The 21,450-nt window shown below is 61.9% G+C and carries 21 protein-coding genes and 1 pseudogene; 11 read left to right on the top strand and 11 right to left on the bottom strand.

What is annotated here, in order from left to right; genetic code table 11:
• Nucleotides 1–62 precede the first annotated feature (62 nt).
• Together M1D68_RS03685 and M1D68_RS03680 are read left to right on the top strand one after the other, a co-directional pair.
• A pseudogene (locus M1D68_RS03685) lies at nucleotides 63–339 on the top strand (type II toxin-antitoxin system RelE/ParE family toxin).
• A 14-nt stretch (nucleotides 340–353) separates the two neighbouring features.
• Complete coding sequence (locus tag M1D68_RS03680; protein ID WP_457969316.1) at nucleotides 354–641, top strand: HigA family addiction module antitoxin; 288 nt, start codon at nucleotides 354–356, stop codon at nucleotides 639–641.
• A gap of 5 nt (nucleotides 642–646) precedes the next feature.
• Here the strand turns inward: M1D68_RS03680 and M1D68_RS03675 are convergent, their stop codons facing one another.
• Together M1D68_RS03675 and M1D68_RS03670 are read right to left on the bottom strand one after the other, a co-directional pair.
• Complete coding sequence (locus M1D68_RS03675) at nucleotides 647–1,213, bottom strand: DJ-1 family glyoxalase III (protein WP_420767286.1); 567 nt, start codon at nucleotides 1,211–1,213, stop codon at nucleotides 647–649.
• Between the two features lie 78 nt (nucleotides 1,214–1,291).
• A complete protein-coding gene (locus tag M1D68_RS03670; RefSeq protein WP_420767287.1) occupies nucleotides 1,292–1,732 on the bottom strand; it encodes a DUF4879 domain-containing protein in 441 nt (146 codons plus the stop codon).
• 217 nt (nucleotides 1,733–1,949) lie between these two features.
• Between M1D68_RS03670 and M1D68_RS03665 the strand changes: the two genes are divergently transcribed.
• From M1D68_RS03665 to M1D68_RS03650, 4 genes are all read left to right on the top strand, one after another.
• Entirely contained in the window at nucleotides 1,950–3,245 is a 1,296-nt protein-coding gene (locus M1D68_RS03665) for an NCS2 family permease (protein WP_420767288.1), read from the top strand.
• A complete protein-coding gene (gene trmA / locus M1D68_RS03660) occupies nucleotides 3,242–4,321 on the top strand; it encodes a tRNA (uridine(54)-C5)-methyltransferase TrmA (RefSeq protein WP_457969314.1) in 1,080 nt (359 codons plus the stop codon). The genes M1D68_RS03665 and trmA overlap by 4 nt, the downstream gene beginning before the upstream one ends.
• A gap of 281 nt (nucleotides 4,322–4,602) precedes the next feature.
• The gene (gene aroQ, locus M1D68_RS03655; RefSeq protein WP_420767290.1) at nucleotides 4,603–5,043 is read left to right on the top strand and encodes a type II 3-dehydroquinate dehydratase; all 441 of its coding nucleotides are present in this window, start codon (nucleotides 4,603–4,605) and stop codon (nucleotides 5,041–5,043) included.
• A 4-nt stretch (nucleotides 5,044–5,047) separates the two neighbouring features.
• Nucleotides 5,048–5,899, top strand: coding sequence for a shikimate dehydrogenase (locus M1D68_RS03650; RefSeq protein ID WP_457969312.1), 852 nt, complete (start codon nucleotides 5,048–5,050; stop codon nucleotides 5,897–5,899).
• A gap of 156 nt (nucleotides 5,900–6,055) precedes the next feature.
• Here the strand turns inward: M1D68_RS03650 and M1D68_RS03645 are convergent, their stop codons facing one another.
• Together M1D68_RS03645 and quiC are read right to left on the bottom strand one after the other, a co-directional pair.
• The gene (locus M1D68_RS03645; RefSeq protein WP_420767292.1) at nucleotides 6,056–6,733 is read right to left on the bottom strand and encodes a TetR/AcrR family transcriptional regulator; all 678 of its coding nucleotides are present in this window, start codon (nucleotides 6,731–6,733) and stop codon (nucleotides 6,056–6,058) included.
• A 102-nt stretch (nucleotides 6,734–6,835) separates the two neighbouring features.
• Nucleotides 6,836–8,734, bottom strand: coding sequence for a 3-dehydroshikimate dehydratase QuiC (gene quiC / locus M1D68_RS03640; protein ID WP_434562192.1), 1,899 nt, complete (start codon nucleotides 8,732–8,734; stop codon nucleotides 6,836–6,838).
• Between the two features lie 257 nt (nucleotides 8,735–8,991).
• Here quiC and M1D68_RS03635 point away from each other — a divergent pair, with 257 nt between their 5' ends.
• Nucleotides 8,992–10,329: an MFS transporter gene (locus tag M1D68_RS03635; RefSeq protein ID WP_420767294.1), complete on the top strand. Its 1,338-nt coding sequence runs from the start codon at nucleotides 8,992–8,994 to the stop codon at nucleotides 10,327–10,329.
• A gap of 147 nt (nucleotides 10,330–10,476) precedes the next feature.
• Here M1D68_RS03635 and M1D68_RS03630 read toward each other — a convergent pair whose 3' ends face one another.
• Nucleotides 10,477–11,355 carry a DMT family transporter gene (locus tag M1D68_RS03630; RefSeq protein WP_249873253.1) on the bottom strand — a complete coding sequence of 293 codons (879 nt, stop codon included), beginning with the start codon at nucleotides 11,353–11,355 and terminating at the stop codon, nucleotides 10,477–10,479.
• Nucleotides 11,356–11,607: 252 nt separating this feature from the next.
• On the opposite strand from M1D68_RS03630, the gene ypfJ reads away from it, so the two are divergent.
• The gene (gene ypfJ / locus M1D68_RS03625) at nucleotides 11,608–12,495 is read left to right on the top strand and encodes a KPN_02809 family neutral zinc metallopeptidase (RefSeq protein ID WP_420767295.1); all 888 of its coding nucleotides are present in this window, start codon (nucleotides 11,608–11,610) and stop codon (nucleotides 12,493–12,495) included.
• Entirely contained in the window at nucleotides 12,496–13,443 is a 948-nt protein-coding gene (locus tag M1D68_RS03620) for an alpha/beta hydrolase (protein ID WP_457969309.1), read from the top strand. It abuts the gene before it with no gap.
• Nucleotides 13,444–13,587: 144 nt separating this feature from the next.
• Here M1D68_RS03620 and M1D68_RS03615 read toward each other — a convergent pair whose 3' ends face one another.
• The 3 genes from M1D68_RS03615 to M1D68_RS03605 all read right to left on the bottom strand — a co-directional run bounded on the left by M1D68_RS03615 (nucleotide 13,588) and on the right by M1D68_RS03605 (nucleotide 15,720).
• The gene (locus tag M1D68_RS03615; RefSeq protein WP_420767297.1) at nucleotides 13,588–14,181 is read right to left on the bottom strand and encodes an HAD family hydrolase; all 594 of its coding nucleotides are present in this window, start codon (nucleotides 14,179–14,181) and stop codon (nucleotides 13,588–13,590) included.
• The gene (gene tesB, locus M1D68_RS03610) at nucleotides 14,178–15,047 is read right to left on the bottom strand and encodes an acyl-CoA thioesterase II (protein WP_181289449.1); all 870 of its coding nucleotides are present in this window, start codon (nucleotides 15,045–15,047) and stop codon (nucleotides 14,178–14,180) included. The genes M1D68_RS03615 and tesB overlap by 4 nt, the downstream gene beginning before the upstream one ends.
• A 103-nt stretch (nucleotides 15,048–15,150) precedes the next feature.
• Entirely contained in the window at nucleotides 15,151–15,720 is a 570-nt protein-coding gene (locus M1D68_RS03605) for a GNAT family N-acetyltransferase (RefSeq protein WP_434609436.1), read from the bottom strand.
• A 73-nt stretch (nucleotides 15,721–15,793) separates the two neighbouring features.
• Between M1D68_RS03605 and M1D68_RS03600 the strand changes: the two genes are divergently transcribed.
• Nucleotides 15,794–16,714, top strand: coding sequence for a histone deacetylase family protein (locus M1D68_RS03600; protein ID WP_457969306.1), 921 nt, complete (start codon nucleotides 15,794–15,796; stop codon nucleotides 16,712–16,714).
• A 280-nt stretch (nucleotides 16,715–16,994) separates the two neighbouring features.
• Entirely contained in the window at nucleotides 16,995–18,236 is a 1,242-nt protein-coding gene (locus M1D68_RS03595; RefSeq protein ID WP_457969304.1) for a TIGR03862 family flavoprotein, read from the top strand.
• A 133-nt stretch (nucleotides 18,237–18,369) separates the two neighbouring features.
• Here M1D68_RS03595 and M1D68_RS03590 read toward each other — a convergent pair whose 3' ends face one another.
• The 3 genes from M1D68_RS03590 to M1D68_RS03580 form a co-directional block, all read right to left on the bottom strand.
• Nucleotides 18,370–19,707, bottom strand: coding sequence for a DEAD/DEAH box helicase (locus M1D68_RS03590; protein ID WP_434701235.1), 1,338 nt, complete (start codon nucleotides 19,705–19,707; stop codon nucleotides 18,370–18,372).
• A 58-nt stretch (nucleotides 19,708–19,765) separates the two neighbouring features.
• A complete protein-coding gene (gene yedA / locus M1D68_RS03585; RefSeq protein ID WP_420767303.1) occupies nucleotides 19,766–20,668 on the bottom strand; it encodes a drug/metabolite exporter YedA in 903 nt (300 codons plus the stop codon).
• A 157-nt stretch (nucleotides 20,669–20,825) separates the two neighbouring features.
• The gene (locus M1D68_RS03580; RefSeq protein WP_457969302.1) at nucleotides 20,826–21,437 is read right to left on the bottom strand and encodes a 3'-5' exonuclease; all 612 of its coding nucleotides are present in this window, start codon (nucleotides 21,435–21,437) and stop codon (nucleotides 20,826–20,828) included.
• Nucleotides 21,438–21,450 lie beyond the last annotated feature (13 nt).

The raw sequence follows: 21,450 nt of genomic DNA, 5'->3' as shown, positions 1-21,450 counted from the left end.
GCGCGCCTGTGCGGTACATATGTATCGCACAGACTGTAATGTATCGCCTTACATTCTTTTCCATGATGAAATCCTTCCAGCACAAAGGCCTCAGGGTCTTTTATGAAACGGGTTCGACGCGGGAATTCGGCAGACCACGGGAAGCGGCTGGCTCGCATGCTTCAGTTCATGGACAGGGCATGCATGCCAAGCGACCTGGACATCCCCGGGTGGCGATTGCATTCGCTCAAGGGTGATCTGGTCGATTATTGGTCGCTGAGCGTTTCAGGGAACTGGCGAATTGTCTTCCGCTTCATCGAGCCCGACATCGAACTGGTCGACTATCTCGACCATCACTGACAGGAGGCTGGAACATGCCCATGCACAATCCGCCACATCCTGGCGAAACATTGCTGGTGGACGTATTGCCCAAGCTGGGCATCACGGCGACCGAACTGGCGAGACACCTCGGTTTCGCTCGACCGCACCTTTCTCGGGTACTGCACGGCCATGCACCGGTCAGCCCAGACCTGGCAGTACGCCTGGAACGCGCAGGCATTGGCAAGGCACGCGTCTGGCTGGGCGTCCAGACCGACTATGACCTATGGCAAGCCGAGCGGCGCGAACAACCAATGATCGAACCCCTTGCCCATCACATTTGACGCTGTCACGCCAACAACTCCGCCGCCACCACGCTTCTCACCCCTTTACCGGCTAATGCTTCCACCAGCGCAAGGGCAAACACCAAGGCGGCGGCGGAACCCTGGGCGGTGATGCAATTGCCGTCCACCACCACCGGCTGGTCGACGAAGCTGCACCCGGACAGTTGCTGGCTCACGGCGGGCAGGCAGGTCATCCGGCGCTGGCGCAGCACGCCGAACGCCTGGAGCACCAACGCCGGGGCTTCGGCGATGGCGGCGAAGATGCGCCCGGCGGCCGCCTGGTCTTTGATCAACTGTTGCAAAGGCGGGTGGGCCGCCAGGTGTTGCACGCCGATGATGCCGCCCGGCAAGACGATCAAATCGAAATCCTGCACCAGCACGTCTACCAGCATGCCGTCGGCGGTCAGGCGCGTTCCGCGTGCGCAGGTGAGCATGCGACGGCCCTCGATACTCGCCACGACGACTTCAAGCTGCGCCCGGCGCAACACGTCGATCAGCGTCACCACCTGCAAATCATCAACGCCTTCAGCCACGGCGATCAGGACTCGGGGGATCTTGGTTCCAGGCATCATGGGCACTCTCCGCTGGGTGATCCTTCAAGACTAGTCAGCTTTGCCGGGCCCTGTCAGCCGAAGGTCGTCCACGGCATGTCATTTGATGTACAACTGGGTCGACATCCGGTTGCCCGGTGCGTTGATCGACACGTTGCTGAAGCTGAAGGTGCCTTCCTGCTTGCCCTTCAGATCGAAGATATACAAGTAGCCGACCGTTCGCCGGGCTCCGGTCGAACAATCATTGAGATTGCCATTGTCGTATGCACACACCGGTGAACGGGTGCCGTCGACCTCGAAGCCGTCCAGCGTGACATTCGGCTGGTGGCCTATGCCGAGCTCCAGCACGTAGACCTTGATATGCGGGCCACTGTGGTCGCAACGGGTTTGCGCCTGTCCTGCGGAAACGTCTTCGAAACCACAGGCCGGCGACTCGACCTTGAGCACCTTGACCTCGCTCAGCGGTGGTGCCGACGCGGCGTGCGCGACCGGCACGGCCAGCCCCAGGCCGAACACCCAGGCCCATGCAATGTTTTTCATGCGATACATCCCGACCGTCCGAAATCGGGCGCAGTATGGCCCAACTTTTGCCTGCGCACACTTATGCGACGCACACCGAGGATCGCAGCCACATCGCCGCGCTGCTATGATGCGCGGCTTTTTCCGACCCGCAGAAAATCCCGGCGCCCCTGGCGACCTGTGCTTTGCTGTTGAGGTCGATACATTCACGGCGCCGCGCGCGCCACGGGGAGCAGACATGCTGGAAAGGCTGTTTCAACTCAAGGCACACAATACCAACGTGCGGACCGAGATCCTGGCGGGCGTCACGACGTTCCTGGCCATGGCCTACATTCTGTTCGTCAACCCGAGCATCCTCGGCGAAACCGGCATGGACAAGGGCGCGGTATTCGTCGCCACCTGTCTGGCGGCGGCCATTGGTTCCACAGTCATGGGCCTGATCGCCAACTACCCGATCGCCCTCGCGCCGGGCATGGGCCTGAACGCCTTCTTCACCTACACCGTGGTCCTGCACATGGGCCATACCTGGCAAGTGGCGCTGGGGGCGGTGTTCGTCTCCGCCGTGCTGTTCTTTCTGCTATCGATCTTCCGCATCCGGGAATGGATCATCAACAGCATCCCGCTGCCGCTGCGCTCGGCCATCGCCGCCGGTATTGGCCTGTTCCTGGCGCTGATCGCCCTGAACAACGCCGGCATCGTGGTGAAAAACCCAGCGACCATGGTCGGCCTCGGCGACCTGAAGCAACCGGCGCCGATCCTGGCAACCCTGGGCTTCGTACTGATTGTCGCTCTGGAGGCGCTTAAAGTGCGCGGCGCGGTACTGATCGGCATCCTGGCGGTCACCATCGTCTCGATCCTGATGGGCTTCACGCCCTTTGGCGGCATCATTTCCGCGCCGCCATCCCTGGCCCCGACCTTCCTGCAACTGGACATCAAGGGCGCCCTGGACATCGGCCTGGTGAGCGTGATCTTCGCGTTCCTGTTCGTCGATCTGTTCGATAACTCCGGCACCCTGATCGGCGTCGCCAAGCGCGCCGGGCTGATGGGCAAGGACGGCCACATGCCGAAAATGGGCCGTGCGCTGATTGCCGACAGCACCGCCGCCATGGCCGGTTCGCTGCTAGGCACTTCGACGACCACCAGCTACATCGAATCGGCGGCGGGCGTCAGCGCCGGCGGCCGCACCGGCCTTACGGCGATCGTGGTCGCGATCCTGTTCCTGCTGGCGCTGTTCTTCTCGCCGCTGGCCGCCAGCGTCCCGGCCTTCGCCACCGCGCCGGCCTTGCTGTTCGTCGCGGTATTGATGACCTCCGGCCTGGCTGAAATCGACTGGGACGACGTTACCGTTGCCGCTCCGGTGGTGATCACTGCCCTGGCGATGCCGTTCACCTATTCCATCGCCAACGGCATCGCCTTCGGCTTCATCGCCTGGACCGCCATCAAACTGGTGTCCGGCCGCGGCCGTGAGCTGAACCCGGCGCTGGTCATCCTTTCGATCCTGTTCGTTATCAAGTTGGGTTGGTTCAACGCATGACTTTTGATTCCCAGGCCTACGCCACCCAGTTGCAAGACAAGGTCGTGCGCCTGCGCGACCTGCTGGCTCCGTTCGATGCCCCCGAGCCCGAGGTGTTCGACTCTCCGCTACAGAACTTCCGCCTGCGAGCCGAATTCCGCCTGTGGCGCGAGGCCGGCGAACGCCATTACGCGATGTTTTCCCAGGAAGACAAGCGCACGCCGATCCTCATCGAAGCGTTCCCCATCGCCAGCCTGCGCATCAACCAATTGATGCCGCAGCTCAAGGCCGCCTGGCAAGCCAGCGCGCCGTTGAGCCACAAGCTGTTCCAGGTGGAGTTCCTGACCACCCTGGCCGGCGACGCGATGATCACCCTGTGTTACCACCGTCCGCTGGATGAACACTGGCACGCCGCAGCTTCGAAACTGGCGGCCGAGCTGGGCGTAAGCATCATCGGCCGCTCCAAGGGCAAACGCGAAGTGATCGGCCACGACTACGTGGTGGAGAAACTCGACGTGGGCGGCCGCACCTTCAGCTACCGCCAACCCGAAGGCGCCTTCACCCAGCCCAACGGCACGGTGAACCAGAAGATGCTCAACTGGGCTTATGAAGCCCTGGGCGATCGCAATGACGACCTGCTGGAGTTGTACTGCGGCAACGGCAACTTCACTTTGCCGCTGGCAACCCGTGTGCGCAAAGTGCTCGCCACTGAGATCAGCAAGACTTCGGTCAACGCCGCACTGAGCAACCTCAGCGAGAACGCGGTAGACAATGTCACGCTGGTGCGCCTGTCCGCTGAAGAGCTGACCGAAGCCCTGAACGAAGTTCGGCCGTTCCGGCGCCTACAGGGCATCGACCTGAAAAGCTACGAATTCGGCAGCGTCTTCGTCGACCCGCCTCGCGCCGGCATGGACCCGGACACCTGCGAGCTGACCCGGCGCTTCGACAACATCCTCTACATCTCTTGCAACCCCGAAACCCTCGCCGCGAACATCGCGCAACTGAACGATACCCACCGCATCACGCGCTGCGCGTTGTTCGATCAATTCCCTTGGACCCACCACATGGAATCCGGGGTGTTGTTGACGCGGCGCTGACCTGCGCAAACCTTCGTGGCGAGGGAGCTTGCTCCCGCTCGGTTGTGTAGCAACCGCAAAAGCTTGGGGCTGCTGGCCCGATGCGTCGGACCGGCCCAGCGGGAGCAAGCTCCCTCGCCACAGTTGCCTTCCCCAACCTCTCGACTGGTGCAATGTTCGATCATCGAACACTTATTGCCCGACAACCGCTGCTTTATTTGACCAAATTAACCATCTAGTACAATTTATCTCCACCGGCTGAAACCCGCCGAGACCAACAATAAAAATGTGGAGATTGTGCGATGCCTCCGATCGTTCTGGTGCTCAACGGCCCGAACCTGAACCTGCTCGGCACCCGCGAGCCGGCGACCTATGGCCACGAAACCCTGGCCGATATTTCCGCGCTGTGCGGCCGCGCCGCCGAGGAGTTCGGCCTGACCGTGGAATTTCGCCAGACCAACCAGGAGGGTGAATTGATTGATTGGATTCACGGCGCCCGAGGCCGGTGCGGCGGTATCGTCATCAACCCGGCGGCCTGGACCCACACCTCCGTGGCGATCCGCGATGCCCTGGTGGCGAGCGAAGTGCCGGTCATCGAAGTCCATCTTTCCAACGTCCACGCCCGCGAGACGTTTCGCCACCACTCCTTCGTCTCATCCGTCGCCATCGGCGTGATGTGCGGGTTTGGCAGCCATGGTTATCGCCTGGCCCTTGAACATTTCAGTCATCGGTTGAAGGGTTGAGCGCATGCCGAACGTCACTGTACTGGCCGGCCTGATCGGCGCGGGTATCCAGGCGTCTCGCACGCCAGCGCTGCATGAGCGCGAAGGCGATGCCCAAGGCATGCGTTACCTGTATCGACTGATCGATCTCGACGCGCTGAAACTCGACAGCAGCGCCCTGCCCGACTTGCTGATGGCCGCCGAACGCATGGATTTCACCGGCCTGAACATCACCTTTCCTTGCAAGCAGGCGGTCATACCTCTGCTGGATGAACTTTCGGCGGAAGCGCGGGGAATCGGCGCGGTGAACACCGTGGTGCTCAAGGACGGCAAGCGCATCGGCCATAACACCGACTGCCTGGGTTTCGCCGAAGGTTTTCGTCGAGGCCTGGGCGATGTCGCGCGCAACCGCGTGGTCCAGATGGGCGCTGGCGGCGCTGGCGCAGCGGTGGCCCACGCCTTATTGGTGGAGGGCGTGGAGACGCTGAGCATTTTTGATGTCGAGGTCAGCCGTGCCGAGGCATTGGCCAACAACCTGAACCAACACTTCGGCGCCGGTCGCGCCCGTGCCGGGCATGACCTTCCCGCTGCCATGGCCGAAGCCGACGGCTTGGTGAACACCACGCCCATGGGCATGGCAAAACTACCGGGCATGCCGGTGCCGGCCGAGTTGTTGCGGGGCGACCTGTGGGTGGCGGAGATTGTGTATTTCCCGCTGGAAACCGAACTGCTGCGCAACGCCCGCGCGCTCGGCTGCCGCACACTGGACGGCGGCACCATGGCGGTGTTCCAGGCGGTGAAGGCGTTCGAACTGTTCAGCGGCGTGGCGCCGGATGCGGGGCGGATGCTGGCGCATTTTCAGAGCATGAATTCCTGAAGCTCGCGACAAACTCCCTGAGGGAATGACTTGTGGGAGCGAGCTTGCTCGCGATAGCGGTGGATCCGTTGATATCAACGTGACTGACATGCCGCCATCGCGAGCAAGCTCGCTCCCACATAGGCTCGCTCCCACAAGGTCTGCATAGGTTCAGGATCAGGCCTGCAAGTAGCGCAACACCGACTCACACACCATCTGTCGGTGCCGCTGCTTGACCGCTTCGTCCGACAAGTCGATCTGAAAGATCTCACCAAACGTCTGGCGGTTCGACACCCGGTAGAAGCAGAACGAACTGATCAGCAAATGTACATCCAGCGGTTCCAGGCCGGCGCGGAACACCCCTTCTTCGGCGCCGCGACGCAGGATCACGCCCAGGGAGTCGAGGATGGTATTGGTCATCGCCTTGATTGCACCAGACTGTTTCACGTACTCGGCGTTGTGGATGTTTTCAATGCAGACGATACGCACGAAATCCACGTTGCGGTCGTGGTGATCGAAGGTGAATTCCACCAGGCGCCGGATCGCCTCGACTGGCGCCAGCTCTGCCAGATGCAGGCGGCTTTCGGTGGTGCGGATATCGCCGTAGAGTTTCTCCAGCACCTCCACGTACAGCTGTTCCTTGCTGCCGAAGTAGTAATAGATCATGCGCTTGGAGGTGTGGATGCGCTCGGCGATAGCGTCGACCCGAGCGCCCGCCAGGCCTTGCTGGACAAACTCGACGATGGCTTCCTGGAGAATGTTCTCCCGGGTTTTCTCCGGGTTGTTCTTGCGACTCTTGCGCGGCGCGGCGACAGGTTCGTCGAGGGCTGCGGAAAGCTCTGGATTCATAGTCATTGCGGGCTCACGGCCGTCACTGCACAGGTTGGCGATTATGGGCCGCACCGGGCAGTGAAGGAAGCCAAGGCACTGCCCTTTACCGCCCTCGTTACGATTTCCCTACAACTTGGCGTGCCGCACGCCGCCACTGCGGGACTTGGCCATGGCCGCCAGGCGCACCGCGACGTTGGCGGCGCCGTACCCCGCGTAACCGTTCTTGCGCTGGATGATTTCGAAGAAGAAACGCCCTTCGAACGGCTCGGTATAGACATGAAACAGCTCGCCACCCTGGGCATCCCGGTCGTACAGCACGTTGAAGTATGCCAGCTCGCTGAGGAACTCATCGTCGAAATCGAAACGCGCCGCCAGGTCGTCGTAGTAATTGAGGGGGATGTCCAGCAACGGCACCCCGGCCTCCTTGGCACAACTGACCTGGGCAAAGATGTCATCGCAATCGAAGGCGATGTGATGCACGCCGGAACCGCGATAACTCGACAGCGCATGTGAGATTGCGGTGTTGCGGTTCTCGGAAATGTTCAACGGCAAGCGAATCGAGCTGCAGCGGCTGCGCAGCGCACGGCTTTTCACCAGGCCATACGGGTCCGGCAGTACCACTTCGTCGTCGGCCTCGAAGTCCAGCAGGCTCTTGTAGAACAGCACCCAGCTGTCGAGGCTGTCGGCCGGCAGCGCCATCGCCATGTGGTCGATGCGCTTGAGCCCAGCGCCGATGGCGGCAGCGGGCTGCAGATTGAAGTCGGTGCCGTAGACGTCGGCGTCCTGATCCACCAGGTAGATCAGGCTGCTGTCCGGCGCGCGTACCGCCGCCAGCTCCAGTTCATTGGGCCCGACGAGCCCGCGATACGGCTGGCCCTTGTAGGCCACGGCCCGTTTCAGGGCGCTGGTGCTGTCCTTGACGCGTACCGCCATGGCGCACAGCGAAGGGCCGTGGGCCTCGAAAAAACTATGGGCGAAGGAATACGGCTCGCAATTGAGGATCAGGTTGATATCGCCCTGGCGCAACAGGCTGACGTTCTTGGAGCGATGCTGGCCGGCCTTGACGAAGCCCAGGCGCTCCAGCCAATGGGCGAGCTTGGCGCCGAGATTGTCGTCCACGGCAAATTCAAGGAACTCGATGCCGTTGTATTCGCTGGCCGCAGGGGTCTCGAACAGAATTTCAGGCGTCTGCGCGGGCGCTTCCTCGGCCAGGCGCTGGCGCGTCTTCTCTTCCAGGTACAGCAGTGAACGCAACCCATCGGCCGCATTGGCCCTGGGCGGCGCGGCGCGAAAGCCGTCGTTGAAGATTTCCAGCGACAGCGGCCCGGTGTAGCCGCTCTTGATGATCGGCGCGAGGAATCCCGGCAAATCGAATTCGCCCTGACCCGGGAAACACCGGAAGTGCCGGCTCCATTCCAGGACGTCCATCGCCAGGATCGGCGCATCGGCCATTTGCACGAAGAAGATTTTCTCGCCTGGAATCTCGGCGATGGCGCTGGGGTCGCCCTTGAGCGACAAGGTATGGAAACTGTCGAGCAGCACGCCCAGGTTCGGGTGATCGGCTTGGCGGACGATGTTCCAGACCTGTTGATAAGTATTGACGTGCCGGCCCCAGGCCAACGCTTCATAACCGATGCGCAAGCCTCGGGCGCCGGCCCGCTCGGCCAGCAGCCGCAGGTCATCGATCAGTATCCGTTCGTCGCCGACGCTGTCGGCCGAAGCATTGCTGCACACCAGCACCAGGTCGGTGCCCAACTCCTGCATCAAGTCGAACTTACGCTCGGCTCGCTCCAGGTTACGCGCCAGGCGATCCCGGCGGCATCCTTCAAAATCTCGAAAGGGTTGGAACAGCGTGATGGCAATGCCCAGGTCGGCGCACATCTGCCTGATTTCCCGGGGGCTGCCGTCGTAGTAAAGGAGATCGTTCTCGAAAATCTCCACACCGTCAAAACCGGCGGCGGCAATGGCTTCGAGTTTTTCCGGCAGGGTACCGCTCAAGGAAACAGTGGCAATGGAACGCTGCATGACTTCGGCTCCCGGGACTGGCGTCGGCTACAAAAAATGCGCCGCTTTTTAAAAGAGTCGGGGGATTATTGAGCTGCCGGTTTCTTTGGGCAATTTAATATGTACCATCCGGTTAGTTTTTTGGGCGATTATCGAACACTATGCCCGATCAGCGAATTGACGATTTTTTGCCACTGCCCACCATCGACATCACATTGTTGCCAAGCCTCAATGCAGACCCAGACCACACCATAAGAATTTCAAGAACGGGTGACCCTATGATTCCTTCCCAAAGTTCCCGCCTGGCCCACGGCCCGGTTGTCGCCAGCGGTGGCATCGGCGACAAGATCCGTGGCGCGATGGCCGTGGGCAAGACCCGTTGGGGCATGCTCGCCCTGGTATTTTTCGCCACGACCCTGAACTACATCGACCGCGCCGCCCTCGGAGTCATGCAGCCGATCCTGGCCAAGGAGATGAGCTGGACGGCGATGGACTACGCCAATATCAATTTCTGGTTCCAGGTCGGTTACGCGGTCGGTTTCGTGCTGCAAGGGCGGTTGATCGACAAGATCGGCGTCAAGCGCGTGTTCTTCTGCGCCGTGCTGCTCTGGAGCCTGGCGACCGGCGCCCACGGCTTGGCGACCTCGGCGGTGGGCTTCATGGTCTGCCGCTTCATCCTTGGCCTGACCGAAGCCGCCAACTACCCGGCCTGCGTGAAAACCACGCGGTTGTGGTTCCCGGCGGGCGAACGCGCCGTGGCCACCGGCATCTTCAATGCCGGGACCAACGTCGGCGCGATGTTCACCCCAATGCTCCTGCCGCTGATCCTGCACGTCTGGGGCTGGCAGGCCGCGTTCCTGTGCATGGCGGCCCTGGGCGGTATCTGGCTGGTGTTCTGGGGCCTGAAATACTTCAACCCCGAAGACCACCCGAGCGTGAAGCAGTCGGAACTGGACTACATCCAGGCCCAGGAAGAACCGGACCCGGTAAGTGTTCCGTTCTCGCGCATCCTGCGCATGCGCGGCACCTGGGCATTCGCCTTGGCCTACTCGATCACCGCGCCGGTGTTCTGGTTCTACCTTTACTGGCTGCCGCCGTTCCTGAACCAGCAATACAACCTGGGCATCAACGTGACCCAGATGGGCATCCCATTGATCATCATTTACCTGACCGCCGATTTTGGCAGTGTCGGCGGGGGGATCCTGTCGTCATTCCTGATCGGCCGCGGGGTCAATCCGATCAAGGCTCGACTGATGTCCATGCTGCTGTTCGCTTGCTGCATTGTCGGGGTGATTATGGCGGCCGGCTCCAGCAGCCTGTGGGTGGCGGTGTTTGCCATCTCCCTGGCCATCGGCGCGCACCAGGCCTGGACCGCGAACATCTGGAGCCTGGTCATGGACTACACGCCCAAGCACATGATGAGCACGGTGTTCGGCTTCGGCGGCATGTGCGCGGCCATCGGCGGGATGTTCATGACTCAGTTGGTGGGGCACATCCTCACCATCACTAACAACAACTACACCGTGCTGTTCACCCTGATCCCGGCGATGTACTTCATCGCGCTGGCCTGGATGTACTTCATGGCGCCGCGCAAAGTGCCTACCCTGGAAAATTGATGGGGCTATAACGCCCCGTGGCGAGGGGGCTTGCTCCCGCTCGATTGCGCAGCGATCGCAAAAAAGCGAGGGCCGCTTCGCAGCCAGCGGCAGCAAGCTCCCTCGCCACAAACGTCAGCGCCAACCCTCAGGGGTGTGTGCAGCCTGTTATCTGCGCCGCTGTTGCCACGCCGCCGCCAACCCGCTCAAGCAGATCAACGTAATACCCACCACCGTCGTCAACGTCGGCGTATGGCTGAAAAACAACCAGCCCAGCAACCCTGCAAAGATGATCTGGCAATAACCGAACGGCGCGAGCAGCGCCGGGGCGGCGAAACGGAAGGCCTGGGTCAGCATCAAGTGCGCAGTCATCCCACACGCCCCCAGCGCCAACATCATCAAGCCGTGGGTCACGCTCGGCACCTGCCAGAAGAACGGCACCAAGGCGCTCATCACTAGCGTATTGCACAGTCCGGCGAAAAAATTGCTGGTCGTGGGGCTGTCTATCTCGGCGAGTTTGCGCGTGAGCAGTTGATAGAAGCAGAAGAACAGCGCCGAACAGAACGGCAACAACACCGCCGGCGTGAACAAATCGCCACCGGGGTGGACAATGATCAACACCCCGATGAAACCGAAGATCACCGCGATCCACTGACCACGTGTCACATGCTCGCCCAGCAGCGGTACCGACAATGCCGTGACCAGCACGGGGGCGAGGAAGTTGACCGCCGTCGCCTCCGCCAATGGGATGAACATCAGCGAGGTGGTAAAAAACAAACTGGTGCCTAACAGGCATAAAGCCCGGGCAACCTGCCACAACGGGCGCTTGGTACGCAGCACCCGCAACCCCGAACGTGGCAGGAAAATACCCGCCATCAACAAGGTGTGCACCACGTAACGGGCCCATACCACCATGATGATGGGATAGAAACCCGAGAGATATTTGGACAACGCATCGTGACTGGAGAACAAAAACGTTGCGACCAGAATAAGCACGATGCCCTTGAAAGCCTGATTGACGCCGGAGAGCGGAGTGCTGATGGTCATGAAGGAAACCTGCGTTGCTTGATATTGAGGCCGGACGCACAGTGCAGTTATTGGGCCAGCGAGGGTTCCGATAAGTTCTGGATCCCAAGTGTAATGAAAAATCCACAGCCGGACAGGATCGGCTCGCCGATGAACCAAAATCCCCGGCGGTTGCCTGACTGCTCAAGCGCGACGCGCGCCTTGAACGCCTGAGGGCTAGACTCATCGCCACGGCAGTCATTTCTTCGCAGGGCCATTCAGAGGATTTCCCACATGTTATGGAAAAAAGGTCGCCGCAGTGACAACGTGGTGGATGCCCGGGGTGACGGTGGGGGCGGCGGCGGGATGCGTTTCGGCGGTGGCAAGGGGCTGAGCCTGACGGCCATCATCCTCATCGTCGGCATCGGCTGGATCACCGGCCAGGACCCGATGCAGATTCTCGGACAACTCACCGGGCAGATGGAACAAGGTTCCGCGCCCACCTCTTCGCAATCCCGCCAGGCGCCACCGGCCAACGATGAGCAGGCGGAATTCGTGCGCTCGATTTTGGGTGATACCGAGGACACATGGGGCCAGGTCTTCCAGCAGGCCGGGCGCCAATACCAGCAACCGAAGCTGGTGTTGTTCAGCGGTCGGGTCAATTCGGCATGCGGCCTGGCATCCTCGGCCACCGGACCGTTCTATTGCCCGGCAGACCGACAGGTCTACCTGGACATGAGTTTCTTCCATGAAATGTCCCAGCGTTTCTCCGCCGCCGGGGACTTCGCCCAAGCCTACGTCATCGCCCACGAGGTCGGCCACCACGTGCAGACCCTGCTCGGCGTGTCGGCGAAAATCCAGGAGGCGCGCCAGCAAGGCCGGCAAATGGAAGGCGACGGCGGTTTGCTGGTGCGCCAGGAATTGCAGGCCGATTGCCTGGCCGGCGTCTGGGCCAATCACGCGCAGAAACGCCTCAACTGGCTTGAGCCAGGGGACATCGAGGAAGCCTTGACCGCCGCCAATGCCATCGGCGACGACCGCCTCCAGCAGCAAGGCCAGGGCCGCGTTGTGCCGGACTCCTTCACCCACGGCACTTCGGCCCAGCGGGTGCGCTGGTTCAAGACCGGTTTCGCCCAGGGCCAGGTCAGCCAGTGCGACACCTTCGCAGCGAAAAACCTGTAGATGAAGTGGGCGGCGTTGATCGGGCTGGTGCTCTGTTGCGCCGTTGCCCAGGCCGAGGAACACGGCGTCCAGGCGGTCGCCCAGGGGCGCCTGCTGCTCAAGGGCGGGATCATGGCCGTTGCCGTGAGCCCGCCGCCGGCTTCGATCGAGCGGGTGTTGATCATCCTTCACGGTCGGCTGCGCAATGCCGACACTTACCTTCACAGCGGTGAAAAGGCCGCCGCGCAGGCCGGTCAATCGACCACGACGTTGATCATCGCCCCGCAGTTTCTCAACGAACTGGATGCGGCACGTCATCAGTTGCCCGCCGACCTCCTGCGCTGGCAAGGCAACGACTGGATGGCGGGCGGCTTGTCCATCGGACCGAATCCGGTCAGTTCATTTCAAGTGCTGGACGACATCGTGGCGCGGGTCAGCGACCGACAGCAGTTTCCAGAAGTGAAGGAAATCGTCATCGCCGGCCATTCCGGTGGCGCCCAGGTGGTGCAGCGCTACGCCCTGCTCGCCCACGGCACGTATCGCATCGCACCTCGGTTCGTCATCGCCAATCCATCGTCGTATGCCTATCTTGACGCGCAACGGCCCATGGCGTTCGACCCGGCCAGTTGCCCGGCTTTCAATCGCTGGAAATATGGCTTGGAGTACCTGCCCGCCTATGCGTCCGGACAAACCGCCACGCAGCTCGAAGATCAATACATCAAGCGCGACATCACTTATTTGCTGGGACAACAGGACATCGACCCGGAGCATCCGGCGCTGGACAAAGGCTGCGAGGCTCAGACCCAAGGGGCGTATCGCTTACTGCGCGGGCATTTCTTTTTCGACTACCTGACGCGGCGCCATCCGCAAGGACTCAACCAGCGGCTGATCGAAGTGCCAGGGATTGGGCATGATGGGGATGGGATGTTCAACTCGCCGGAGGGGCTACAAGTATTGTTTGGGCAGTAAGTCTTGTGGCGGCGTATCGGGCCTCATCGCGAGCGAGCTCGCTCCCACAGTGGGCCTGGTGCAGACACAAATCTTGCGCTCGACGGAAATCTCCTTGTGGGAGCGAGCTTGCTCGCGATGACGATCAATCAGCCAACCGACCTCTCAAGCCGACAACATCCGCCGCAACTCCTCGCAATCCCGCGCATGCCAGTCCGTCAATTCAGGCCAGGGATTGTCCGGCAGGTTCACCAACACCGTCCGCGCCCCCGCTGCACGGCCGCAGTCCAGGTCAAAGCGGTAATCCCCCACCATCACCATCGAGCCGGGCGCCACTTCCCACGCCTCGGCCAGTTTCAATAGGCCACCGGGGTGCGGTTTGGGCGGTGCCTCGTCGCGGCCCAGCACGTCTTGCACCGCAAAACAGTCAGCCAGGCCGATGGCTTCGAGGGTGATATGGGCCAGCTCGCGGGCATTGCGGGTCAGGATGCCCAGGCGGTACCCACGCCCGGCCAGCTCACGCACCAATTCGACCGCCCCCGGCGCGGGCTTGGAGCCCAGCGCCAGGTCCCGTTCGTGCTCCAGCAACCAGGCGTGCTTGGCGGCGGCTTCTTCCGCGGGCAATGCCGCCAGGTGCGTAAGGATGTCGTCTTCGGCCGGAATCGCCAGGGCGACGCGGATCGCGGCGAAATCATGCACGGCAATGGTCAGCGTGCCATCCATGTCGAACACCCAATGGCGCACATCGGACAGGCTCATGCCCAGTCCTTGCGATGGCGGATCAGGCCTTCCTGGGTCACCGATGCCACCAACTGCCCGGCGCGGTTGAACACGCTGCCTCGGGAGAATCCACGGGAATTTCCGGCCCACGGGCTGTCCATGGCATAGAGCAACCAGTCATCGGCGCGCAGGTCGGCATGGAACCACAACGCGTGGTCAAGACTGGCGACCTGCATATCCTTGTGCCACACCGACTTGCCGTGGGGCAGCAGCGAGGTGGTCAACAGGCCGAAATCCGACGCGTAGGCCAGCAGGTATTTGTGCAGGGCCGGGATGTCCGCCAAGGCGCCATCGGCACGGAACCACACGTATTTGACCGGATCGGCCGGTTGCGGGTTGTAAGGGTCTTTTTCGGTGACCGGACGCACCTCGATCGGCTTGGGGCAAAGCAGTTTTTCGCGCATGTGCTCGGGCAGCAGATGGGCGCGCTGCTGGGTCAGCTCCAGCTCGGACGGCAGGTTCTCCGGCCCGACGACTTGCGGCATGGTGCTCTGGTGCTCGAAACCCTGCTCGTCATATTGGAACGATGCGCTGCAGGTGAAGATCGGATTGCCCTTTTGAATCGCCGTGACCCGCCGGGTACTGAAACTGCCGCCGTCCCGTACGCGATCAACCTGATAGACCACCGGCAGGGCCGCATCGCCCGGACGCAGAAAATAACCATGCATCGAATGCACGTGGCGCGCCTCTTCCACGGTCTGGCTGGCCGCCGACAACGACTGGCCCAATACCTGGCCGCCGAACAACTGGCGAAACCCCAGGTCCTGGCTACGACCGCGAAACAGGTTCTCTTCGATCGGTTCCAGGGTCAGCAGGTCGACCAGATCTTCCAACACGTGGCTCATTCAGACTTTCCTCACACAGCGCAAAAACCGCGCAGTCTACGCTGCGGCGGCGGATCGATAGTGGCCCGGGCCATTTTGGTGGGCATTGTAACGTCCGTGTCGGCTAACCGTGCAGAGTCTGCAACCACTGCTCCCGGTCAATGCGATAGAGCACATGGTGACGCAATGGATGACCGACCGCGAGCTTTGGATGTTCGAAGTCATCGGCCGGGTCGTGGTGCATGCCGATGGCCTGCATGACCTTCTGCGACGGCAGGTTGTCGGTGGCGGTGAACGCCACCACCTCGTCCAGCCCCAGGCGGTCGAAGGCGCAACGCAACGCCGTCCACGCCGCTTCGCTGGCATAGCCGAACCCCCAATGCTCGCGGGCCAGGCGCCAGCCGATTTCCACCGCCGGGGTAAAATGCGCGTCGAATCCGACCACGCCCAGCCCGGTAAAGCCAATGAAAGCGCCAGTATCCTTGCGCTCCAACGCCCACAAACCAAAACCATGCTCTGCAAAATGCCCGCGCACGCGGCCGATCAACGCAGCGCTTTCCAGGCGACTCAAGGGTGCCGGAAAATAACGCATCACTTGCGCATCGGCAGACATGGCCGCGAACGTGGGCAAATCATCGTCGCGCCATTGCCGCAGTATCAACCGTGCGCTTTCCAGTTCCAGTATCGGCTCCATCTTCACTCCCTTTCCATGCCCCAGAGTCTACATCGCTGGTAGGATCCGTGGCTCAACCACCACTGAAAACACCATGCCGCTACCGTTGATCTACCACGAAGACTACAGCCCCGAGTTCCCAGCGGAACACCGCTTCCCCATGGACAAGTTCCGCCTGCTGCGCGATCACCTGGTGGAGAGCGGCCTGGCCCGGGACACAGACCTGCTGCGTCCCGCCCTGTGCCCGCCGGAGATTCTCGCCCTGGCCCATGACCGCGCTTATATCGAACGCTACATGGGCGGCGAGTTGTCCCGCGAAGACCAACGGCGACTTGGCCTGCCCTGGAGCGAAGCCCTGGCGCGGCGAACGGTGCGCGCCGTGGGTGGCTCGCTCCTGGCCGCCGAAAAGGCGCTTGAACACGGACTGGCCTGTCATCTGGCCGGCGGCACCCATCACGCCCACTACGACCACCCGGCCGGCTTTTGCATTTTCAATGACCTGGCGGTGATCAGCCGCTACTTCCTGGCCAGCGGCCGGGTTTCGCGAGTGTTGATTTTCGACTGCGACGTGCACCAGGGTGACGGTACGGCTCGAATACTCCATGACACTCCAGACGCCGTGACAGTTTCCCTGCACTGTGAAAAGAATTTTCCCGCACGCAAGGCGCAGAGTGACTGGGACATTCCACTGCCGATGGGCATGGAAGACGCTGCGTACCTTAAAGTCGTGGACGATGCGCTCAATTATCTGCTGCCCCTCTACCAGCCGGACCTGGTGCTGTACGACGCCGGCGTCGACGTACACAAGGATGACGCCCTCGGTTACCTGAAACTTACCGACGAAGGCCTCGCCGCCCGGGACGAAAGCGTCATGCGCCATTGCCTGGGGCGGGACATTCCGGTAGTGGGCGTCATCGGCGGGGGCTACAGCAAGGACCGCAAGGCCCTGGCCCGGCGCCACGGGATCCTGCACCACAGCGCACAAAAGGTCTGGGCGTCATCAGGCTGTCATTGAAATCTGGGCGCTTTACCCACAATGCCTGTGGAGCGGCCTGTGGATAACCTGAGCGAAACGGCTTACAGCCTATGGCGCGTATAGCTTGCGTAGATGTGGTTGTTTTTTGATCACGTACTCAGAAGGCATCACATTCAAATGTGGGAGCCAGCCTGCTCCCGATAGGGACATGTCAGTCGACATGGATGTTACTGATCCGCCGCTTCGCGAGCAGGCTCGCTCCCACAGGAGTTTGTACTGATAGAATGCCGCGCTATTCCTCGTTTCCGCAGTTCACACCATGACCTCGACCACCCAGCCCTCCTCCCCACACATCGCCATCATCGGCGGCGGCCCCGCCGGCTTGATGGCAGCCGAGGTGTTGAGCCAGGCCGGTGTCCAGGTCGACCTGTACGACAGCATGCCTTCGGTGGGCAGGAAATTTCTATTGGCGGGCGTGGGCGGCATGAACATCACCCACTCCGAAGCGTTCCCGGCGTTCCTGTCCCGCTACGGCGAACGCTCGCCAAATATCGCCCCGCTGCTGCGGGCATTCGGCGCGGATGAGTTGTGCCAATGGATACAGGGCCTGGGCATCGACACGTTTGTGGGCAGCTCGGGGCGCGTCTTTCCGACCGACATGAAAGCCGCCCCACTGCTGCGCGCCTGGCTCAAGCGCCTGCGGGACGCCGGGGTGGTGATCCACACCCGCCACCGCTGGCATGGCTGGAGCCCCGACGGCGGCTTGCGCATCGCCAGCCCGGACGGTGAAAAAACCTTGTTCCCCGACGCAACGCTGTTGGCGCTGGGCGGCGGCAGTTGGTCGCGCCTGGGTTCCGATGGCGCCTGGATGCTGTCGCTGGAACAGCGCGGCGTGGCGTTGGCACCCTTGCAACCGAGCAATTGCGGATTCGACGTGGCCGCCTGGAGCGACTTCATGATCGGCAAGTTCGCCGGTGCCCCGCTCAAGAACATCGCCATCGGCCTCAACGACGATGTGCCACGCCTGGGCGAATGCGTAATCACCGCCACCGGCCTCGAAGGCAGCTTGATCTATGCCCTGTCGGCAGCGATTCGCGAGGCCATCAACCAGCACGGCAGCGCGACCATTCATCTGGACCTGTTGCCAGGCCGGCCTGTGGATAAAATCCTCCAGGCCTTGAACAAACCACGCGGGTCACGCTCGATGGCCAAGCACTTGCACAGTCAATTGGGGCTCGACGGGGTCAAGGCAGCGCTGTTGCGCGAGCTGACGTCCGCCGATTGCTTCGCCGACATGGCGCGGCTGGCGAAAGCGGTCAAGGCCTTGCCGGTCACGCTGGTGAAAACCCGTCCACTGGACGAAGCCATCAGCAGCGCCGGCGGCGTGACCTTCGAAGCGATGGACGAACGGCTGATGCTCAAGCAATTACCCGGCGTTTTCTGCGCGGGGGAAATGCTCGACTGGGAAGCGCCGACCGGCGGCTACCTGCTCACGGCGTGCTTTGCCAGTGGCCGGGCGGCGGGGTCGGGGATGCTGGAGTGGTTACAGCGCCTGGATTGAAAACCTGGGCGCGGCCATCGCGAGCAAGCTCGCTCCCACAGAAGATCTGTGGTGCATACAGGATCTGTGAACACCTGAGCACCACTGTGGGAGCGAGCTTGCTCGCGATAGCGGTATATCAGGCGCAGCAATATCAAGGCTTACGCTTACGCGGCCCAGTGTTGAAGACCGGCACTTTGCGCACAGGCTTGACCGAAGGTTCCACAGGCGCAGCGTCGCCACTGTCCACCCACTTGCCCAGATTGCGTTTGCCGCCGCCACCGGAGGTCTTTGGTTTCTTCGGCTTCTTCGGTTTTTTGATGACCTGGCCGCTGGAATCGGTCTCCGGCACGCGGTGTTCAGGCTCGAAATCCTGTTCCATCTGGCGCGGCAATGTCTGACGGGTCAGGGTCTCGATGGCCGACAGCAGGTTCACTTCATCGGCGCAGACCAGGGAAATCGCCTGGCCCGTAGCACCTGCCCGGCCCGTACGGCCGATGCGGTGGATGTAGTCCTCGGCCACGATTGGCAGGTCAAAGTTCACCACCAACGGCAAGTCCTCAATGTCCAAGCCACGGGCGGCGACGTCGGTGGCTACCAGTATCTGCACTTCGCTGGCCTTGAAGCGATCCAGCGCGCGCTGGCGGGTCGCCTGGGGTTTGTCACCGTGGATGCCGTCGGCATTCACACCGAGGCCCTGGAGTTTTTCCACCAGCGCATCGACGCCGTTGCGGGTCTTGGCGAACACCAGCACCTGCTTCCACTTGTGCTTGCGCATCAGGTGAATGAACAGTTCCGGCTTGCGCTTCTTGTCCACCGTCACCACCCATTGCTTGACGGTATTGGCAGCCACGTTGCGCGGGCTCACTTCGATGCTCAGCGGGTCGTTGAGCATCTGCCCGGCCAACAGGCGGATCGCATCGGAGAAGGTCGCCGAGAACAGCAGCGTCTGGCGCTTCTTCGGCAATGCCTTGTAGATGTTCGCCAGCTCTTCGGAGAAACCCAGGTCGAGCATGCGGTCGGCTTCGTCCAGCACCAGCGTTTGCAATTGGTTGAACTTCAGCGCGTTCTGGCGGAACAGATCGAGCAAGCGGCCCGGCGTGGCCACCAGCAAGTCGACACCTTTGCGCAACTTCATCATCTGCGGGTTGATGCTGACACCGCCATATACGGCGTAGGTGCTCAAAGGCAAGTGCTGCGCATATTGGCGCACGCTTTCGTGGACCTGCTCGGCCAGCTCGCGGGTCGGCACCAAAATCAGCGCACGCACCGAGTTGGCGGCGACTTTCGGCCCTTCGGTGGTCAGCAACTGCAACAGCGGCACGGCGAAACCGGCGGTCTTGCCGGTGCCGGTCTGGGCCGCGGCCATCAGGTCGCGCCCGGCGAGCACGGCCGGCATGGCTTGGGCCTGGACCGGGGTCGGAGTCTGGTAGCCGAGCGTCTCGAGGGCGCGCAGCAGGGGTTCGATCAGGCCAAGGGTGGCGAAAGTCATGGAGGTACCGTAGGAAAAATCAGCGCAGGGTGTGCAATGCGCGGCAGTTTACCCTAAATCAGGATTCGGCCGGTGCGGGCTTGGGCTTGCGCCACTGGGGCAAACCGATCAGCACCACGGCGCTGATGATCACCAGCATCGCCAAGGCTTCCTCGATACCAATGGTCTCACCGGCGAAGACGATCCCCAGCAACACCGCCACCGCCGGGTTGACGTAGGCATAGCTGGTGGCCGCGGCCGGGCGCACATGCTTGAGCAGATACATGTAGGCGTTGAAGGCAATGATCGAACCGAAACCGATCAGGTAGACCAGCGCGAACCAGCCTTCCAGCGGCGGCATGTGGTCCAGACGTTCGCCGCTGGCAAAGCTGCCGATCAATAGCACCACGCCGGCCACCAGCATCTCCACGGCGCTGGCCATCGCTCCCGCCGGCAACGGCAGATGTTTGCTCAGTACCGAACCGAAGGCCCAGGAAGCCGCCGCGAACACCAGCAAGGCCGCCCCCAACGGGCTCGATTGCAGGTTGGAGCCCAGGTTGAGCATGGCGATGCCGATCAATCCCAACACAATACCGGCCCATTCGAGACGGGTATTACGCGCGCCCCAGAAATATCCACAGAGCAAGGTAAACAAAGGCACCGTCGCCACGGCCAACGCCGCCACCCCCGACGCCACGCCCATGTGCTCGGCGATGCTCACCGCACCATTGCCGAACGTCAGCAACAGCACGCCGATGAGCGCCCCGGCCTTCCATTGCGCCCAGGTCGGTGCCGGCGCCCCGCGCCAACGCAGGAAGCCGTACATCAGCGATCCGGCGATCACGAAGCGAATCCCCGCCAGCAGCAACGGCGGCCAATGCTCGACGCCAATGCGAATCACCAGGTAGGTCGAACCCCAGATGACGTACAAGGCAAAAAAAGCAGCGATCAGAGGCAAGGGGAAACGGCGTGGGCCAGGCATGTTCAGCTCGAAGTCAGGACGATGAAACCTGTCATTCTAAAAAGGCGATCGACAGAAATTAAGTTACAAAATCTGTTTATCCGAGCCATACACTTTTCAAGACACGACAGATCTCAGATCAACACGACCCATCCTGTGGGAAGGTTTCGCGGTGTACTCAGAACCCGCGATGGCGTTTGAGGTGTTCGTTGATCTTCGCCGCCGGCACTTTTTGCAAGATGCACAGCAAGTCATGGGACAACGCCCGCAGCCCATGCTTTTCTCGCAGTTCCGAGGCCAGGTGCGCGGTGAGGTTGGCGGCCATTTCGGCGTCGGCCATGGCGCGGTGAGCCTGGCCGGTGTGGGGCAAGCCGGCGAAAGTGTTGAGGGTGCCAAGCTTGTGGTTCGGCGCCGCTGGCATCAAGCGCCGGGCCAGTAACAGCGAGCAGGCAAAGTTCTGCAAGCGGGTACGCTTGATGCGTCCCAATTCGAAATCCCAGAACTTCTGGTCGAACGCGGCGTTGTGGGCCAGCAGCGGCGTGATGCCGACGAATTCGTTGACCTCGTTCATCACTTTTTCCGCCGGGGGTGCGCTGCGCAACATGGCGTTGCTGATGCCGGTGAGCTGTTCAATGAAGGCCGGGACGCGAACGCCCGCGTTCATCAGGCTCTGATAACGGTCGACGATCCGGCCCCGTTCAAGGATCACCACGGCGATTTCGGTGGCCCGGCAGCTGCTGCTCGGGGTGATGCCGGTGGTTTCAAAGTCGATGACTGCGATGCGTTCCAAACCTGTGGGGCTC

This window comes from Pseudomonas sp. R4-84 (assembly GCF_054130985.1).
Note: the sequence above shows the minus strand (reverse complement) of the source record. Positions and strands in the feature narration are given on the sequence as shown.

Bases quoted from the DNA above. Each gene is read 5' to 3' on its own strand.
- M1D68_RS03680 (WP_457969316.1), top strand. From the start codon at position 354: ATGCCCATGCACAATCCGCCACATCCTGGCGAAACATTGCTGGTGGAC.
- M1D68_RS03675 (WP_420767286.1), bottom strand. From the start codon at position 1,213: ATGATGCCTGGAACCAAGATCCCCCGAGTCCTGATCGCCGTGGCTGAA.
- M1D68_RS03670 (WP_420767287.1), bottom strand. From the start codon at position 1,732: ATGAAAAACATTGCATGGGCCTGGGTGTTCGGCCTGGGGCTGGCCGTG.
- M1D68_RS03665 (WP_420767288.1), top strand. From the start codon at position 1,950: ATGCTGGAAAGGCTGTTTCAACTCAAGGCACACAATACCAACGTGCGG.
- trmA (WP_457969314.1), top strand. From the start codon at position 3,242: ATGACTTTTGATTCCCAGGCCTACGCCACCCAGTTGCAAGACAAGGTC.
- aroQ (WP_420767290.1), top strand. From the start codon at position 4,603: ATGCCTCCGATCGTTCTGGTGCTCAACGGCCCGAACCTGAACCTGCTC.
- M1D68_RS03650 (WP_457969312.1), top strand. From the start codon at position 5,048: ATGCCGAACGTCACTGTACTGGCCGGCCTGATCGGCGCGGGTATCCAG.
- M1D68_RS03645 (WP_420767292.1), bottom strand. From the start codon at position 6,733: ATGACTATGAATCCAGAGCTTTCCGCAGCCCTCGACGAACCTGTCGCC.
- quiC (WP_434562192.1), bottom strand. From the start codon at position 8,734: ATGCAGCGTTCCATTGCCACTGTTTCCTTGAGCGGTACCCTGCCGGAA.
- M1D68_RS03635 (WP_420767294.1), top strand. From the start codon at position 8,992: ATGATTCCTTCCCAAAGTTCCCGCCTGGCCCACGGCCCGGTTGTCGCC.
- M1D68_RS03630 (WP_249873253.1), bottom strand. From the start codon at position 11,355: ATGACCATCAGCACTCCGCTCTCCGGCGTCAATCAGGCTTTCAAGGGC.
- ypfJ (WP_420767295.1), top strand. From the start codon at position 11,608: ATGTTATGGAAAAAAGGTCGCCGCAGTGACAACGTGGTGGATGCCCGG.
- M1D68_RS03620 (WP_457969309.1), top strand. From the start codon at position 12,496: ATGAAGTGGGCGGCGTTGATCGGGCTGGTGCTCTGTTGCGCCGTTGCC.
- M1D68_RS03615 (WP_420767297.1), bottom strand. From the start codon at position 14,181: ATGAGCCTGTCCGATGTGCGCCATTGGGTGTTCGACATGGATGGCACG.
- tesB (WP_181289449.1), bottom strand. From the start codon at position 15,047: ATGAGCCACGTGTTGGAAGATCTGGTCGACCTGCTGACCCTGGAACCG.
- M1D68_RS03605 (WP_434609436.1), bottom strand. From the start codon at position 15,720: ATGGAGCCGATACTGGAACTGGAAAGCGCACGGTTGATACTGCGGCAA.
- M1D68_RS03600 (WP_457969306.1), top strand. From the start codon at position 15,794: ATGCCGCTACCGTTGATCTACCACGAAGACTACAGCCCCGAGTTCCCA.
- M1D68_RS03595 (WP_457969304.1), top strand. From the start codon at position 16,995: ATGACCTCGACCACCCAGCCCTCCTCCCCACACATCGCCATCATCGGC.
- M1D68_RS03590 (WP_434701235.1), bottom strand. From the start codon at position 19,707: ATGACTTTCGCCACCCTTGGCCTGATCGAACCCCTGCTGCGCGCCCTC.
- yedA (WP_420767303.1), bottom strand. From the start codon at position 20,668: ATGCCTGGCCCACGCCGTTTCCCCTTGCCTCTGATCGCTGCTTTTTTT.